Below are 16,476 nucleotides of genomic sequence, written 5' to 3'. Positions count from 1 at the left end.
CGTCAAGTTCGAAATACGGACACTAGTTCGATTATCGAACATATCAGATTTCAGAGGGGAGATCGCGCGATGGCAGGCAAGGCGCAGGCAGCGGTGGCAATTCCGCCGGAGCACACCGGCAACGTCAAAGTCACGCGTCCGCAAACAGGCGCGGAATATCTGGACTCGCTGCGCGACGATCGCGCCGTCTACATCTATGGCGAGCGGGTGAAGGACGTCACCAAGCATCCGGCCTTCCGCAACACCGCGCGCATGGTCGCCCGTCTCTACGACGCGCTCCACGACGACAAGCGCAAGGACAAGCTGCTGCTGCCGACCGAAACCGGCAATGGCGGGGTGACGCACGCCTTCTTCAAGGCGCCGAAGACGATGGACGATCTTCTCGCCGGTCGGAACGCAATCGCCGAATGGGCGAAGATCACCTATGGCTGGATGGGCAGGGCGCCGGACTACAAGGCCGCGTTTCTCGCAACGTTGGGCGCGAACTCGGATTTCTATGAGCCGTACCAGGACAACGCCAAGCGCTGGTACAAGTTCAGCCAGGAGCGCGTGCCCTTCATCAACCACGCGATCATCCATCCGCCGGTCGATCGCGATCGTCCGCCGAGTGAAGTGGCCGACGTCTGCTGCCATGTCGAGAAGGAGACCGATGCCGGCATCGTCGTCTCCGGCGCCAAGGTGGTGGCGACGGGATCGGTGCTGACGAACTACACCTTCGTCGCGCATCACGGCCTCATTCCGCTGCAGGACAAGAAGTTCGCCGTCGTGTTCATGGTGCCGACGAATGCGCCCGGCGTGAAATTCATCTGCCGCACCTCCTACGAGATGAGCGCGAGCGTGATGGGCAGCCCGTTCGACTATCCGATCTCGAGCCGGCTCGACGAGAACGACGCCGTGCTCATCATGGACAAGGTGCTGGTGCCCTGGGAGAACGTCTTCGTCTATGGCGACATCGACAAGGCGAACAATTTCTTCCCGCGCACCGGCTTCCTGCCGCGCTTCGTCGTGCATGGCTGCACGCGGCTTGCGGTGAAGCTCGACTTCATCAGCGGGCTCTTGCTCAAGGCGACGGAGGCGGCCGGCACAAAGGATTATCGCGGCGTGCAGGCCAATGTCGGCGAAGTGATTGCTTGGCGCAATCTGTTCTGGAGCCTGTCGGATGCAATGGTGCGCGATCCAAAACCGTGGATCGGCGACTATGTGCTGCCCAACATGGACCCCGGCAACGCCTATCAGATCATCGCCACCATGGCCTACACCAAGGTGAAATATCTGATCGAGCAGACGGTCGCCTCCGGCCTGATCTATCTCAACAGCCATGCCAGCGATTTCAAGAACGGCGAGATCCGTCCCTATCTCGATCGCTACTTGCGCGGCTCCAACGGCTACAAGGCCGAGGAGCGCGTGAAATTGCTCAAGCTGTTGTGGGACTGCCTTGGCAGCGAGTTCGGCGGACGCCACGAGCTCTACGAAATCAACTACGGTGGTTCGACCGAGGAGATCCGCCGCTACTGCCTGTTCGGCGCGCAGGCTTCGGGCAACGCCGACCGCTTCAAGGGCTTTGCCGAGGACTGCATGGCCGAATACGACCTCGACGGCTGGAAGGTGCCCGACCTCACCGATCCCGGCGAGCTCAGCTATCACATGCTGCGAAAGTGAGATCGATGCTGAGCAGCGCCGCCATCGATTCCAAACGCTTCCGGTCGGTAATGGGAACATTTCCGACCGGCGTCGCCGTCATCGCGACCGAATGGAACGGCGAGCTGTTCGGCGCGACGATCAACTCGCTGACGTCGGTGTCGCTCGATCCCTGCATGCTCTTATTCTGCACGAACGAGGGCAGCGCGACCGGAATGGCGATCCGGCAGCGCGGCCTGTTCTCGGTGAATATTCTGGGCCAGCATCAGTCTGATTTGTCGCACCGCTTCACAGGGCAAGTGAAGAACAGGTTCGAGGATCTGGCAGTGGTATTCAGCGCCGATGGACTGCCGCTGCTGCAAGGCGCCGCGGCCCGGCTCTGCTGCCGCGTGGCCACCATCCACAAGGCCGGCGACCACGACATCATTCTCGGCGAGGTGCTGTCGGGCGACGAATCTGCGTGCAGCCCGCTGGTGTTTCACAAGGGCAGCTACGGGAGCTTTCAGCGGGGTTGAACGCCGTCGCCTTCACCGGCCGCGCTACTGATTGATCTCGGGCTCGACGAGCCGCGCAAGGTTCCGTAGCGACTCCTGCCAGCCGAGATAGCAGGCCTCGGGCGGAATGACGTCCGGAATGCCTGCCTGCGTGATATCCAGCTCGGTGCCGACAGATACTTTCTTCAAGATCACGGTCACCTGAATCTCGCCCGGCAGGTTGGGATCGTCGAATCTGTCGGTGTAGCGCAGGCGTTCGCCCGGGATGAACTCGAGATATTCGCCGCCAAACGCGTGGCTGTTGCCGGTCGTGAAGTTCCGGAACGACATTCTGAATGTGCCGCCGACCTTCGGCTCCAAATGATGCACGGTGCAGGTAAAGCCATTGGGCGGAAGCCATTTCGCCAGCGCGTCTGCCTCGAGGAAGGCGCGATAGATCTTCTCGGGGCTGGTCGCGAGAACGCGGTGCAGGCGGACGGTGCTAGGCATGGTTGTTCCTCATGAATTGATGGGGCCGACGCGGAGTGTCCGTTGCCCATTCATGCACCGAGGACGAACGAGACGTGGGCGGCCCGACATGACTTTCAGATTTTGTTGCGTCAGCCGATAAAGGGCCAGCCCGTATGCAACGGCCTCACCGAGAAAGGATGGCGGCTCGGCATCATCCTTCCTCGGCTCGATTCATCGCGATCCAAACCGTTTTTTGGCAGCGTCGCTGACGGGCGTGTAAAGGCTCACGAGCGTTCCTTCGGGATCGCGGAACTGCGCCGCGCAATTTCCCCAGGGCATCATCTTCGGCTCATGCACCACCTCCACGTGGTCTTTCAACCTCGCAAATTCGGCTTCCACGTCATCGACCTGGAGCTCGATAATGGCGGTGCGGTTGGCGGCAGGCTCTGCGCTCCCTTCCTTGAATAGCGCCACTGTCTCGACGCCACCGAAAGCGAGCGCTGCCGAAGGCGTGACGATTTCGGCGAAGACAGGCGCCAGCCACTCGGCCGTCTTGCCGGTCACATTCTCATAAAAGGCGACAAGCGTCTTGATGTCGGCAGCGATCAGACGTGTCGAAGCAAATCTCACAGCACTATCTCCTGTAGGTCCCTTGCCGCTTCGTGCGACGCTTGACCCATAACGCCGTCCTGCTGACAGCATGCTGTCAGCAGCGATCCAGAATCGATGCAGCGCTGCCCGCGATTTGGTAAGATCCGCAAGGCCTATGCCGATGAGCACTAGCTACTTTGCATAGCGGTTGTTTTTCGAATTTTGTGGCAGCCCGCGAGTGCGAGAGGGAGCACACATAAAAACGTGCCGCCTGAACAGGCCGCCCTTCCGCGCCTAAAAGCCCGCATGAGCCACTGAAAGAAAAGCCAAGGGCTAAGAAAAAAGCAAAAGCGGTCGGAAGCTACGCGTAAGCCCTAGCCATTGCGTACTGTGGAGTCAGCAGTTCAATGGGAATATTCCATTCTGCACTGATCTTTCGGATCATATCGAGCGTCAGCGGGCGGATGCGGTTCAGTATTTCAGACGCGCGATTCCGTCCAATGAGTTCGCTCAGGCCTGCCTGAGTTTTTCCCATTGATTCAATCGCGAACTCTAGGACCTGTACTGGATCGACGTGGGGCATTTCATAGTGTGTGTCTTCATACTCTCGGATGAGAGTTGTGAGCACCTCAAACCTGTCGCTCTCGGGCGTGCCGACTGCGGGCTGAGCCTCGAAATAGCGAGTTACCTCGCCAATCGCCCAGTTGTAGTCCTGTTCGTTATGGAGAGGTCGAACGTCCATCATCACACCGTCTCCGCATCTATACCGTCATATTCTTCGTGAGTGCCGACAAACTTGATGAGAGCGCTTTTGTATTGGTAGGCAAAGTGAACAATCAGGCGGTACTTATTTCCACCTATATCGAAGATGGCCCTATTATCTCCGACGAAGTCCACATTGTTTCCAAACGCCTTCTTCAAGTCTGCAGGGGAACTCCAGTTTCCCTTGGAAGCGATCTGGTACCAAGCGCTAAGGGGTTTCTCGGCATCTGGGTATCGCTCCCAAAAGTCTTTGAGTGCCTTCCTAGCTATTACGTTTATCGCCATAGCATGTTCCCAGTATGGGATCAATTCAAGAATTCCCAAGGCGGGAACTAAGTTTTGGCTCGTACGGCCCCGTACGCGACCTTTTTTGCGATTCTTGAAGGCTTTTCCGGTTCCAGCCGTCCAATACGGGCGAGCTTCTCTCGCCATCTTAGGAAGGGCCTAGCGAATTCTGCAATGTCTCGTTTAGTGAGATGGGCGATACGTCACGCGCTCCAACCGCGCCATCGTCGGCAAGCTTACCGACTGCCGTTGGCGAGGAATTCGGCTCAGGATGACTGTGGCTGAGACAATGACCATCCCTCGACGACCATGGCCTGCTCTTCGCCAGTCAGAACATCCGCTTTTTCCGAAGTGTGGGATGATGGCAGAATGCCACTGATTTGCCCGACGTGTCAAGTTTTTTCGTAAAATCATAAATTTCTCACCTGCACTTGACGGCTACTTTGCATGGGGTTGTTTTTCAGATTTTAGTCGGAGCCGGGGAGAGCACCGCCTTCGCATGCAGAAAGGACGGCCGTATTCGGATATGATATTATCCGGGCCGAGGGCATCAAAATGGCAGGAATCCGATCCGGACTCGTCATAGTGATAGCGCTGCTGCTGTCAGATTCCATCGCGGTGGCGCAGCAGGCAGGCCCGCCTTGCGCCGGTGACATCAAGACGCTGTGCGCGGGCATTCGACCCGGTGAGGGCCGGATCAAGGCTTGCATAAAGTCTCATTTGAACGATGTGTCGGAGGCCTGCCAGGACCGCCTGCTCACGGTGGCTGTGACCGGAAAGACCTGCAAAGCCGATGTCGCGAAACTGTGTGCCGGTATTGCGCCCGGTACCGGCGGCGTCAGGAAATGCATCAAATCGCACATTGCAGAGCTTGGCGAGTCTTGCAGAGATGCGATGTCCCAGGCGGCCGCCGGCAAGAAGCTTCTGGGAGGCGGGGACCTCTAGCGATCGTGTTTCGCTGGAATGCGCATGGCGCGCGGGCAGCATCGGCGGTCTTCGCGAGGGTCGAGCATTGGTTGCTTCCGCAAACAAAAAGGCCGCCGAAACCGGCGGCCTTGCGTTTTCTCTGGTCGGTCGTTCCGCTTACTCCGCGGCCTGCTTCTGCGGCGGATCGAGTGCGCCGGACTTGTGGATGTCGGCCACCTGGTGATCGCTGAAGCCGAGCACACTGCGCAGGATCTCGTCGGTGTGCTCGCCGAGCAGCGGCGAACGCTGCACGTCGCTCGGTGAGTCCGACAGCTTGATCGGGTTGCCGACCGAGATGTACTTGCCGCGGGTGGGGTGGTCGACCTCGACCACGGTGCCGGTGGCGCGCAGCGACTGGTCCTCGGCGATCTCCTTCATCGACAGGATCGGGCCGCAGGGGATGTCGTCCTTGTTGAGGATCTCCATCGCCTCGAACTTGGTCATCGTCATCGTCCACTGTTCGATGCGCGCAAAAATCTCGTTGAGGCGTGGCAGGCGGACGGCCGGCTTGGAATAGTTCGGATCGGTCTTCCAGGTCGGCTCGCCGATCACGTCGCAGATCTTCTCCCAGACCGGGGCCTGGGTGATGAAGTAGATGTAGGCGTTGGGATCGGTCTCCCAGCCCTTGCACTTCAGGATGCGGCCGGGTTGGCCGCCGCCGGAATCGTTGCCGGCGCGCGGCACGGCATCGCCGAACGGAATGCCTTCGCCGAACTGGCTGTATTCCTTCAGCGGACCATGGGCGAGGCGCTGCTGGTCGCGCAGTTTGACGCGGGCGAGGTTGAGCACGCCGTCTTGCATCGCGGCGGTGACCTTCTGGCCCTTGCCGGTCGTGGTGCGCTGGTGCAGCGCGGCCAGGATGCCGATCGCGAGATGCAGGCCGGTGCCGGTGTCACCGATCTGCGCGCCGGTGACGAGCGGCAGGCCGTCGCGGAAGCCGGTGGTGGAGGCGGCGCCACCGGTGCACTGCGCGACGTTCTCATAGACCTTGCAGTCCTCGTACGGTCCGGGACCAAAGCCCTTGATCGAGGCGACGATCATCCTTGGGTTGAGGCTGTGGATCTTCTCCCAGGGGAAGCCCATGCGGTCGAGCACGCCGGGGCCGAAGTTTTCCACCAGGATGTCGCACTTCTTGATCAACTCGGTGAGAACCTCCTTGCCCTTGGGGTTCTTGGTGTCGAGCGTGATCGAGCGCTTGTTGTGGTTCAGCATGGTGAAATACAGGCTGTCCACGTTGGGGATGTCCTGCAGCTGGCCGCGGGTGATGTCACCGACACCGGGACGTTCCACCTTGATCACATCGGCGCCGAACCATGCCAGCAATTGCGTGCAGGTCGGCCCCGACTGGACGTGGGTGAAGTCGAGAATGCGAACGCCCGTGAGCGCCTTGGTCATCGTGTTTGCTCCGTACTCTGTCTGCCCCTGCACCCGCAGGGATAATGGGTTGAAGGGGAGGACTTACTTCTTCTTCTGCAAAACGCTCTGCGGATTGAGATTGCCGATGCGGCCGCTCTCCGAGCCCGCGGCCGGATCGATCACCGCGTTGATCAGCGTCGGCTTGCCCGAAGCGATCGCCTCGTTGACGGCGCGCTTCAATTCGTCCGGCGAGGTGGCGTTCACGCCGACGCCGCCGAAGGCTTCCATCATCTTGTCGTAGCGCGCGCCCTTGACGAACACGGTGGTCGCGGGATCGGAATTGGCGCTGTTGACGTCGGTGCCGCGATAGATGCCGTCATTGTTGAAGATGACGACGCAGATCGGCAAATTGTAGCGGCAGATGGTCTCGACCTCCATGCCGGAGAAGCCGAAGGCCGAGTCGCCTTCCACCGCGAGCACGGGGTTGCCGGTCTCGAGCGCAGCCGCAATCGCCTGGCCCATGCCGATGCCCATCACGCCCCAGGTGCCGACGTCGAGACGCTTGCGCGGCTTGTACATGTCGATGACGCCGCGGGCGAGGTCGAGCGTGTTGGCGCCCTCGTTGACGAGGATCGCGTCGGGATGCTCCTTGATGACGTTCTTCAGCACGCCGAGCGCGCCGTGGTAATCCATCGGCGACTTGTTGTTCATGAGCTTCGGCGCCATCTTGGCGACGTTCTCTTCACGCTTGGTCACGATAGCCTTGGTCCATTCGGCCGGCGGCGCGGTCCAGCCCGCGCCCATCGCCTGGTTGAAGGCGGAGACGACGGAGCCGATGTCGCCGACGACGGGCGCGACGATCTCGACGTTGGAGTCCATCTCCCTCGGCTCGATGTCGACCTGGATGAACTTCTTGGGCGCTTCGCCCCAGCTCTTGCCCTTGCCGTGCGAGAGCAGCCAGTTGAGCCGGGCGCCGATCAACAGGACGACGTCGGACTCTTTCAGCACCGTCGAGCGGGCGGCGCCGGCGCATTGCGGATGGGTGTCGGGCAAGAGGCCCTTGGCCATGCTCATCGGCAGGAACGGTACGCCACTCTTCTCGACGAAATTCTTGATCTCTTCGTCGGCCTGCGCGTAGGCCGCGCCCTTGCCGAGGATGATGAGGGGACGTTTTGCGCTCTTCAAAACGTCGAGCGCGCGCTTCACCGAAGCAGGCGAGGGGATCTGCGCAGGCGCAGCATCGATCACCTTGACCAGCGACTTCTGGCCGGCATCGGCGTTCATCACCTGGCCGAACAGCTTTGCCGGCAGGTCGAGATAGACGCCGCCGGGACGGCCCGAGACTGCGGCGCGGATGGCGCGGGCCAGACCAATGCCGATGTCCTGGGCGTGCAGCACGCGATAGGCCGCCTTGCACAGCGGCTTTGCGATCGCGAGCTGGTCCATCTCCTCATAGTCGCCCTGCTGGAGATCGACGATCTCGCGCTCGGAGGAGCCCGAGATCAGGATCATCGGGTAGCAGTTGGTGGTGGCGTGAGCCAGCGCAGTGAGTCCGTTGAGGAAGCCGGGCGCCGAAACGGTGAGACAGACGCCGGGCTTCTTGGTGAGAAATCCTGCGATGCCGGCCGCGTAGCCGGCGTTCTGCTCGTGGCGGAAGGAGATCACGCGGATGCCCTCGGCCTGCGCCATGCGGCCCAAATCCGTGATCGGGATGCCCGGCACATTATAAATGGTGTTGATGCCGTTCAGCTTGAGCGCGTCGATGACGAGATGGAAGCCATCCGTCAACTCCTGCTCGGTGCCCGGTGCTTCGGACTTGGTCGCGGTATTCAGCATGGGCCTTGTCTCCCTGGTCTTAAGGTGCCGTTTTAGGCTTTGGGGGCGAATGGTTCGCCCTTGTGGTGAAGTTGCTAGCTAAAAAGTTCCTGGCCATGCGCTTCGACGTAAGCCGCAAGGCCAAGGGTGTGATCGCGGGCGCGCTTCTCGGCGAGCTCGGTGTCGCGCGCTTCCAGCGCTTCGATCATGCCGAGATGCTCGGGCAGCGAGGTCGCGGTGCGATCCTTCCGTCCGATCGTCAGTTGCCGGTAGCCGCGCACGTGCAAGAGCAGATCGTTGGTGAGGTCGACGAGGATCGGCGACTCCGACAGCGAGATCAGCGCCTGATGAAAGGCGATGTTGGCGCGCGAATATTCCTCGATGTGATCCTCGGGCAGGCGATCCTTGCCGAAATCCTTGAAGTAGTCGCGCAGCGCCGAGATGTCCTTCTTGCGCGCGGTCGTGGTGATCAGGCGCGCCGCCATGCTCTCGAGCGCCGCCCAGGCACGGATCATGTCGACGATCTCGCTTTTGGTCCTGCGCACCACCATGATGCCCCGGCGCGGCACCGTCTTCACGAAACCGTCCTGCTCGAGCATCGCGATCGCTTCGCGGATCGGCGTGCGGCTGACGCCCAGGCGTTCGGACAGCGCGCGCTCGTCCAGCATCACCGGCTCGGGCGTCGAATAGATGTCCATCTTGAGGATCGCTTCCTTCAAGGCGTCATACGCCTTGTTCTTGAAGCTGCTCTCCGGGGCAATACGGACGATTGCGAGATCTGCCTCGGCCATGTTGGGCGACGCCTTGATTTGCTTCACGACGAATCTCCTCCTCAGGGGGAGTCGTCTTTTACAGGAATATTTACCGAAATGTTTTTGGCATACCACATGCCAGAATGTCAAGCTGCCTATTTTTTGCGGCCTTCGGCCCTATGACCCGCCTTGACAAGTTGGCTTCTGGCATACCAAATGCCATCGCTAGCCATTTTTGATCCAAACCGGCGGAGTAAACTAGGGCTTTCTGCCCCTCCGTTCCGCCGTACGGAACAAGGCGCGGCGAATGGCAAGCATCACGGGCAGCCGCAATACGCGCGCCTTGCAAAGCAAGATCTGAGGTCAAGGGAGAAACCACATGTCGAATTCCAAAGATGCCGTCCGCAGGGTGCTTGACCAGGTCAAGGCCGACAACCGCACCAGCCTGACGGCCCCCGAAGGCAAGCTCGTCTGTGACGCCTATGGCATTCCGGTGCCGAAGGAGGGGGTCGCGAAGTCGGCGGGCGAGGCCGGCAAGATGGCCTCCTCGATGGGGTTCCCGGTCGTGATGAAGATCGTCTCGCCGGACATTCTCCACAAGACCGAAGCCGGCGGCGTCATCGTCGGCCTCAAGACGGCCGAAGATGCCGAGAAGGCCTACGAGACCATTCTCTCCAATGCCAAGAAGTACAAGGCCGATGCCAAGATCGAGGGCATCCAGGTGCAGCAGATGCTGGCGGGCGGCACCGAGGTCATCGTCGGTTCGATCACCGACGGCTCGTTCGGCAAGCTGGTCGCCTTCGGCCTCGGCGGCGTGCTGGTCGAAGTGTTGAAGGACATCACCTTCCGCCTCGCGCCCGCGACCAAGGAGGATGCGCTGTCGATGCTCGACGGCATCCAGGCGCATGAGATCCTGAAGGGCGTTCGCGGCGGCGAGCCGGTGAACCGCACAGCCCTTGCCGACGTCATCGTCAAGGTCTCGCAGCTCGTGACCGATTTCCCCGAAATCGTCGAGCTCGACCTCAACCCGGTATTCGCGACCCCAAAGGATGCGACTCCCGCCGACGTGCGCATCGTCGTCGACTTTGCCTACATGCCCAAGCCGAAGCCGCGCCCGACCGAAGAGATCGTTGCGGCCATGAACCGCATCATGCAGCCGAAGGCGGTCGCCGTGATCGGCGCCTCGGCCGAAGACGGCAAGATCGGCAACTCCGTGATGAAGAACCTCATCAACGGCGGCTACAAGGGCGAGATCATTCCGATCCATCCCAAGGCCGCCGAGATCCTCGGTTACAAGGCCTATAAGAGCGTCAAGGACGTGCCCGGTGTGATCGACGTCGCGGTGTTCGCGATCCCAGCAAAATTCGTCGCCGGCGCGCTGACCGAGTGCGGCGAGAAGAAGATTTCCGGCGCGGTGCTGATTCCCTCCGGCTTTGCGGAAGCAGGTGCGCCGGAGCTCCAGGCCGAGATCGTCGAGGTCGGCAAGAAGTACGACATCCGCCTGATGGGGCCGAATATCTACGGCTTCTACTATACGCCCGCGAATCTCTGCGCGACCTTCTGCACGGCCTATGACGTGAAGGGCCACGCGGCGCTGTCGTCGCAGTCGGGCGGCATCGGCATGGCCATCATCGGCTTCTCGCGCTCGGCGAAGATGGGTGTTTCCGCGATCGTCGGCCTCGGCAACAAGTCCGATATCGACGAGGACGATCTGCTCGCCTTCTTCGAGCAGGATCCGAACACCAACCTGATCGCGCAGCACTGCGAAGACCTCAAGGACGGTCGCGCCTTCGCGGAGGCCGCGAAACGCGTCTCCAAGAAGAAGCCGGTCGTTGTGCTCAAGGCCGGCCGCACCTCGGCTGGCGCCAAGGCGGCGTCCTCGCACACCGGCGCGCTCGCCGGCAACGACAGGATTTATGAGGACGTGTTCAAGCAGTCCGGCGTGATCCGCGCGCGGTCCCTGCGCCAGCTGCTCGAATTCGCCCGCGGCGTGCCGGTGCTGCCGACGCCGAAGGGCGAGAACGTGCTGATCATCACGGGTGCCGGTGGCTCGGGCGTGCTGCTGTCGGATTCGTGTGTCGACAACGGCCTGTCGCTGATGTCGATGCCGCCTGATCTCGATGCCGCCTTCCGCAAGTTCATCCCGCCGTTCGGCGCGGCCGGAAATCCTGTGGATATTACCGGCGGCGAGCCGCCGATCACCTACGTCAACACGGTGAAGCTCGGTCTCTCCGACGATCGCATCCACGCGCTGATCCTCGGCTACTGGCACACGATCGTCACCCCGCCGATGGTGTTCGCGCGCAACATGGTCGAGGTGAAGAAGGAGATGGAGGCCAAGGGCTTCGTGAAGCCCATGGTCGCCTCGCTCGCCGGCGACGTCGAGGTCGAGGAGGCCGCCGAATATCTCTACCAGCACGGCATCCCGGCCTATGCGTACTCGACCGAACTGCCGGTCGAGGTCCTCGGCGCCAAGTACAAGTGGGCGCGCGGGGCAGGGCTGCTCTGAGCGGTATCTCTCTTGTCATCCCGGGGCGATGCGACGGGACCGCGCAAGCGCGGCCCGGAGCATCGAACCCGGGATCTCGAGATTCCGGGTTCGCGCCTACGCGCGCCCCGGAATGACGGTAGCCAAAGCGGCAGGTCGCGATGAGCAAGAACGTGATCAGGCGCAGATCGCTCGAGCCAAGACCGCCGGGAGAGGCGGATAACGACGCGCGCGACGGCGGCGTGCAGTCCGTCGACCGCGCGCTGTCGATTCTGGAGACGCTTGCCGAGGACGATGAAGGCTATCGCCTGAGCGATCTTGCCGTCCGCACTGGGCTGTCGGCCTCGACCGTGCACCGGCTGCTCGCGACGCTGGAAAGCCGCCGCTTCGTGCAGTTCGATCGCGCCGAATCCAAATGGCACGTCGGCGTGCGCAGTTTTACCGTCGGCGCCAGTTTCGCGCGGCGGCGCAACTTCACGGCGCAGGCCATTCCCTACCTCCGCAAGCTGCGCGATCTCACCCGCGAGACCGCCAACCTCGCCGTCGTCGACGACGAGTTCATCATCGTGCTGACGCGCATGGAGAGCCGCGAGATCATGCGCTCGCTGACCAAGGTCGGCGGCCGCGTCGCAATGGTGACGTCAGGCGTCGGCAAGGCGGTGCTGGCGACCTATTCTGACGAGGACGTCGGTGCGGTTATCCGGCATCACGGCATGCCGAGGCTCACGGAGAAATCGATCGTGCGGCCGAGCGATCTGTTCAGGGAGCTCGCGACGATCCGCAAGCAGGGTTTTGCGGTGGACGACGAGGAGGCGCAGACGGGCCTTCGCTGCGTCGCGGCCGTGGTCTACAACCCCAGCGCCGAGCCGCTCGCGGCGATCTCCGTCTCCGGCATGACGAGCCGCATCACCGACGCGCGGCTGCCGGACATTGGGCGGATGGTGCGCGAGGTCGCAGCGGAACTCACGGCTGCGCTGGGCGGTGTCGTGCCGGCGCCGGTGGAGCAAGGCTGAACTCGGGCCGCTCAGGCCGCTGCCCAATGCGTAAGCACGGGTGCCGTTTTATTTGAGTTGCCCGTGTCGCCCGCGGGGCGCAACCATCGCTGGGCTGTTCCCGTCACGCGAGATTCCCGATGACCCGACTGACCCGCTTTGCCGTCGCGCCGCTGCATGAGATGACCCGCCGCCTGGCCGATGTTGCCTCCTTGCGCGTCGCGCCTGACCTGATCATCACGGGGGCGCGGGTGCTGTCGACCTATTCGGAGCGCGTCCACCCGGACCGCGAGGTCTGGATCACTGGCGGCCGGATCGCGGCGGTGAAGCCGGCGGGCGCGGCCAAAAAGGCCTGGAGCAGCGTGGCTGCTTATGACGCTGCCGGCGGCATCATCGCGCCGGGGCTGGTCGATCCGCATATCCATATCGAATCCTCGATGGTGACGGCCTGCGCCTATGCGGAAGCGGCGCTGCTCAATGGCACCACCACGATCTTCTGCGACAGCCATGAGATCGGCAACGTCATGGACGTTGCCGGTGTCGAGGCGATGCTTCAGGACGCGCGCGAGGCGCCGCTGTCGATCTTTTTGACGGTGCCGAGCACGGTGCCTGCGACGTCCGCGGAGCTGGAGACCGCCGGCGGCGATCTGACGCCCGACAAAATCGCCGGCCTGTTCGATCGGTGGCCTGAAGCGGTCGCGCTCGGCGAGAAGATGGATTTCGTGCCGGTGACCATGGGCGATGAGCGCAGCCATGCGATCCTTGCGGCGGCACTCAAGCGCGGGCGTCCGGTATCGGGGCATGTCTATGGCCGCGAATTCGTCGCGGCCTATGCGGCATCCGGCGTCACCGATACCCACGAAGCAATTGATCGCGACATCGCCGATGATCTGCTCGATGCCGGCGTGTGGGTCTTCCTGCGCGGCGGGCCGCCGACGACGCCCTGGCACTCGCTGCCGCAGGCGATCCGCACCATCACCGAGCTCGGGGCCTCGCACAAGCGCACCGCGGTCTGCACCGACGACCGTGATGCCGATGATCTCTTCCTGTTTGGCCTCGACTGGGTGGTGCGCGAGGCGGTGAAGGCCGGGATGTCACCGGAGCAGGCCTGGTCGATGGGCTCGCTGCATGGCGCGACGCGCTTCAACATGGAGGGCGAGATCGGCGGCCTCGGCGGCGGCCGCCGCGCCGACCTCGTGCTGATGGACGACGATCTGAAGCCGCAATGCACCTGGTATGGCGGCGAGCTGGTGGTCGAGAAGGGCAAGATCACAGAGCTCCTCGATCAGGCGCTGTCGCAGCGCTATCAATATCCCAAGTCGGCCTATGCGACCGTGAAGCTGCCGGAAAAGCTCAAGCTGACGCCGGAGCTTCCGCCGAAGGCTTGCACCGTCAACGCGATCAAGACCGCGCTTCCCGGCATCACGTTGATCCACGAGAAGGTGAGGATCGAGCCGGCGAAGGATTGGCCGACGCTGTTTGCGCGCCATGGCCTGTGCTTCGTGACGGTGGTCGAGCGCCATGGCAAATCGGCCGGCAACGTCGCCTATGGCCTCTTGAAGGACTTTGGGCTCAAGCGCGGCGCGGTCGCCTCCAGCGTCGGGCACGACAGCCACAACATCATCGTTGCGGGAACCAACGAAGCCGACATGCAGGTGGCGATATCCGCCATCAAGCAGCAACAAGGTGGCGTCTGCGTCGTTGCGGACGGCAAGGTGAGGGCGCTGGTTCCGCTGCCAATCGCAGGGCTGCTCTCGGACAAGCGCATCACCGAGGTGGCCGAGGAGGTGCGGGCACTGAAGACCGAATGGGCGGAAGCCGGCTGCACCATCCCCTACATGGGCTTCAATTTGATCCCGCTGTCGGTCATTCCTGAAATTCGCATCACCGACAAAGGCCTCGTCCTCGTGCCGCAGATGGAGCTCGCGCCGCTGTTCGAGTAGTCGCTTTCACGCGCTTCCCGACCTAACCGATTGAGACCGCCGCGATTTTTCCACGGCTGCCGCATCGTGGAAAATAAAATCGATCTCGTTGAGCGCGGCTCGTGCGCAATCGATGATCACGCTCGAAGTGACGCAACCGAGCGAGGTCCGATATGGCGAAGATGCGAGCCGTCGATGCAGCCGTGCGAATTCTGGAGAGGGAAGGCATCTCGACTGCCTTCGGCGTTCCTGGGGCCGCAATCAATCCGCTCTACTCGGCGCTGAAGAAGCGGGGTTCGATCCGCCACATCCTGGCGCGTCATGTCGAGGGCGCCTCGCACATGGCGGAAGGCTATACGCGGGCGAAGGCCGGCAATATCGGCGTCTGCATCGGCACATCTGGGCCGGCCGGCACCGATATGATCACCGGGCTCTATTCGGCGATCGCCGATTCCATTCCGATCCTCTGCATCACAGGCCAGGCGCCGCGGGCGCGACTCTACAAGGAGGACTTCCAGGCGGTCGATATCGAATCCATCGCAAAGCCCGTGACCAAATGGGCAGTCACCGTGCGCGAGCCCGCGCTGGTGCCGCGCGTGTTCAGCCAGGCCTTTCACGTGATGCGCTCGGGGCGGCCAGGGCCGGTGCTGATCGACATGCCGCTCGACGTGCAGCTCGCCGAGATCGAGTTCGACGATGAGACCTACGAGCCGCTACCGGTCTACAAGCCGACCGCGACGCGCAAGCAGGTCGAGAAGGCGCTGGAGATGCTCAACGCCGCCGAACGGCCGCTGATCGTGGCGGGTGGCGGTATCATCAACGCCGATGCCTCCGATCTGCTCGTCGAATTCGCCGAGACCGTGAACGTGCCTGTTGTCCCGACGCTGATGGGGTGGGGCGCCATCCCCGACGATCACGTGCTGATGGCCGGCATGGTCGGCCTGCAGACCAGCCATCGCTACGGCAATGCCACCATGCTCGAATCCGATTTCGTGCTTGGCATCGGCAATCGCTGGGCCAACCGGCACACCGGCTCGATCGAGACCTACACCAAGGGCCGCAAATTCGTGCATGTCGACATCGAGCCGACGCAGATCGGGCGCGTCTTCAATCCCGATCTCGGCATCGTCTCGGATGCGAAGGCCGCGCTGGAGTTGTTCGTCACCGTCGCCAGGGAGTGGCGCCGGTCAGGCAGGTTGCGCGAGCGCCAGGCGTGGCCCGCGGCCTGCCGCGATCGCAAGCGCTCGATGCTGCGCAAGAGCCATTTCGATAACGTGCCGATCAAGCCGCAGCGCGTCTATGAGGAGATGACCAAGGCGTTCGGACGCGACACCTGCTACGTCACCGTCATCGGCCTGTCGCAGATCGCAGGTGCACAGTTCCTCGGCGTCTACAAGCCGCGCAACTGGATCAATGCCGGACAGGCCGGCCCGCTCGGCTGGACGCTGCCCGCGGCTCTCGGCGTGCGCGCGGCGTGTCCGGATCGCGACATCGTCGCGCTGTCGGGCGACTACGACTTCCAGTTCCTGATCGAGGAGCTCGCGGTCGGCGCGCAGTTCAATTTGCCCTACATCCACGTCGTCGTGAACAATTCCTATCTCGGCCTCATCCGTCAGGCGCAGCGCGGCTTCGAGATGGACTATCACGTCCAGCTTTCCTTCGAGAACATCAATGCGCCCGAGCTTGGCGTCTATGGCGTCGACCACGTTGCGGTCGCCGAAGGCCTCGGCTGCAAGGCGATCCGCGTCACCGACCCCAAAGGCGCGCAGGCCGCTTTTGCGACCGCGCGCGAGTTGATGGCGAAACACCGCGTGCCTGTGGTGGTCGAGTTCATCCTCGAACGCGTCACCAATATCGCGATGGGCACGGAGATCGACAACATCGTCGAGTTCGAGGAAGTGCTCGATCTGCCGCTTGACGAGGTCGAGAGCACGCGCGCGGGCGTGTTGCAGCCGGCGGAATAGG

General features: G+C 62.5%; 14 protein-coding genes. 6 read left to right on the top strand and 8 right to left on the bottom strand.

Annotated elements, in window-relative coordinates; genetic code table 11:
• Positions 1-69: 69 nt before the first annotated feature.
• Together NLM33_RS11695 and NLM33_RS11690 are read left to right on the top strand one after the other, a co-directional pair.
• The gene (locus NLM33_RS11695; RefSeq protein WP_254096192.1) at positions 70-1,659 is read left to right on the top strand and encodes a 4-hydroxyphenylacetate 3-hydroxylase N-terminal domain-containing protein; all 1,590 of its coding nucleotides are present in this window, start codon (positions 70-72) and stop codon (positions 1,657-1,659) included.
• A gap of 5 nt (positions 1,660-1,664) precedes the next feature.
• The gene (locus NLM33_RS11690) at positions 1,665-2,153 is read left to right on the top strand and encodes a flavin reductase family protein (protein WP_254096191.1); all 489 of its coding nucleotides are present in this window, start codon (positions 1,665-1,667) and stop codon (positions 2,151-2,153) included.
• A gap of 24 nt (positions 2,154-2,177) precedes the next feature.
• On the opposite strand, the gene NLM33_RS11685 is transcribed toward NLM33_RS11690, so the two are convergent.
• The 8 genes from NLM33_RS11685 to NLM33_RS11650 all read right to left on the bottom strand — a co-directional run bounded on the left by NLM33_RS11685 (position 2,178) and on the right by NLM33_RS11650 (position 9,148).
• Positions 2,178-2,621, bottom strand: coding sequence for an SRPBCC family protein (locus NLM33_RS11685; RefSeq protein ID WP_254096190.1), 444 nt, complete (start codon positions 2,619-2,621; stop codon positions 2,178-2,180).
• Positions 2,622-2,813: 192 nt separating this feature from the next.
• Positions 2,814-3,212 carry a VOC family protein gene (locus NLM33_RS11680; RefSeq protein ID WP_254105757.1) on the bottom strand — a complete coding sequence of 133 codons (399 nt, stop codon included), beginning with the start codon at positions 3,210-3,212 and terminating at the stop codon, positions 2,814-2,816.
• A 322-nt stretch (positions 3,213-3,534) separates the two neighbouring features.
• Positions 3,535-3,918 (bottom strand): type II toxin-antitoxin system HigA family antitoxin, encoded by a 384-nt coding sequence (locus NLM33_RS11675; RefSeq protein ID WP_254096189.1) that lies wholly within the window; start codon positions 3,916-3,918, stop codon positions 3,535-3,537.
• The gene (locus tag NLM33_RS11670) at positions 3,918-4,220 is read right to left on the bottom strand and encodes a type II toxin-antitoxin system HigB family toxin (protein WP_371929935.1); all 303 of its coding nucleotides are present in this window, start codon (positions 4,218-4,220) and stop codon (positions 3,918-3,920) included. The genes NLM33_RS11675 and NLM33_RS11670 overlap by 1 nt, the downstream gene beginning before the upstream one ends.
• Positions 4,221-4,823: 603 nt before the next feature.
• The gene (locus NLM33_RS11665) at positions 4,824-5,207 is read right to left on the bottom strand and encodes a hypothetical protein (protein ID WP_254096188.1); all 384 of its coding nucleotides are present in this window, start codon (positions 5,205-5,207) and stop codon (positions 4,824-4,826) included.
• Between the two features lie 96 nt (positions 5,208-5,303).
• Entirely contained in the window at positions 5,304-6,581 is a 1,278-nt protein-coding gene (gene frc / locus NLM33_RS11660) for a formyl-CoA transferase (RefSeq protein ID WP_254096187.1), read from the bottom strand.
• A gap of 63 nt (positions 6,582-6,644) precedes the next feature.
• The gene (oxc, locus tag NLM33_RS11655; RefSeq protein ID WP_254096186.1) at positions 6,645-8,378 is read right to left on the bottom strand and encodes an oxalyl-CoA decarboxylase; all 1,734 of its coding nucleotides are present in this window, start codon (positions 8,376-8,378) and stop codon (positions 6,645-6,647) included.
• A 74-nt stretch (positions 8,379-8,452) separates the two neighbouring features.
• Complete coding sequence (locus NLM33_RS11650) at positions 8,453-9,148, bottom strand: GntR family transcriptional regulator (protein ID WP_254105754.1); 696 nt, start codon at positions 9,146-9,148, stop codon at positions 8,453-8,455.
• Between the two features lie 340 nt (positions 9,149-9,488).
• On the opposite strand from NLM33_RS11650, the gene NLM33_RS11645 reads away from it, so the two are divergent.
• The 4 genes from NLM33_RS11645 (at position 9,489) to gcl (ending at position 16,475) form a co-directional block, all read left to right on the top strand.
• A complete protein-coding gene (locus NLM33_RS11645) occupies positions 9,489-11,618 on the top strand; it encodes an acetate--CoA ligase family protein (protein ID WP_254096185.1) in 2,130 nt (709 codons plus the stop codon).
• 140 nt (positions 11,619-11,758) lie between these two features.
• Complete coding sequence (locus tag NLM33_RS11640) at positions 11,759-12,610, top strand: IclR family transcriptional regulator (protein WP_254096184.1); 852 nt, start codon at positions 11,759-11,761, stop codon at positions 12,608-12,610.
• Between the two features lie 119 nt (positions 12,611-12,729).
• Positions 12,730-14,532, top strand: coding sequence for an adenine deaminase (locus NLM33_RS11635; RefSeq protein WP_254096183.1), 1,803 nt, complete (start codon positions 12,730-12,732; stop codon positions 14,530-14,532).
• A 152-nt stretch (positions 14,533-14,684) separates the two neighbouring features.
• On the top strand, positions 14,685-16,475 hold the full coding sequence (gene gcl, locus NLM33_RS11630) for a glyoxylate carboligase (RefSeq protein ID WP_254096182.1): 1,791 nt from the start codon (positions 14,685-14,687) through the stop codon (positions 16,473-16,475).
• Position 16,476: the final 1 nt, after the last annotated feature.

The organism is Bradyrhizobium sp. CCGUVB1N3, from assembly GCF_024199925.1.
Lineage (GTDB): Bacteria > Pseudomonadota > Alphaproteobacteria > Rhizobiales > Xanthobacteraceae > Bradyrhizobium.
This window is presented reverse-complemented; position numbering and strand designations above follow the sequence as displayed.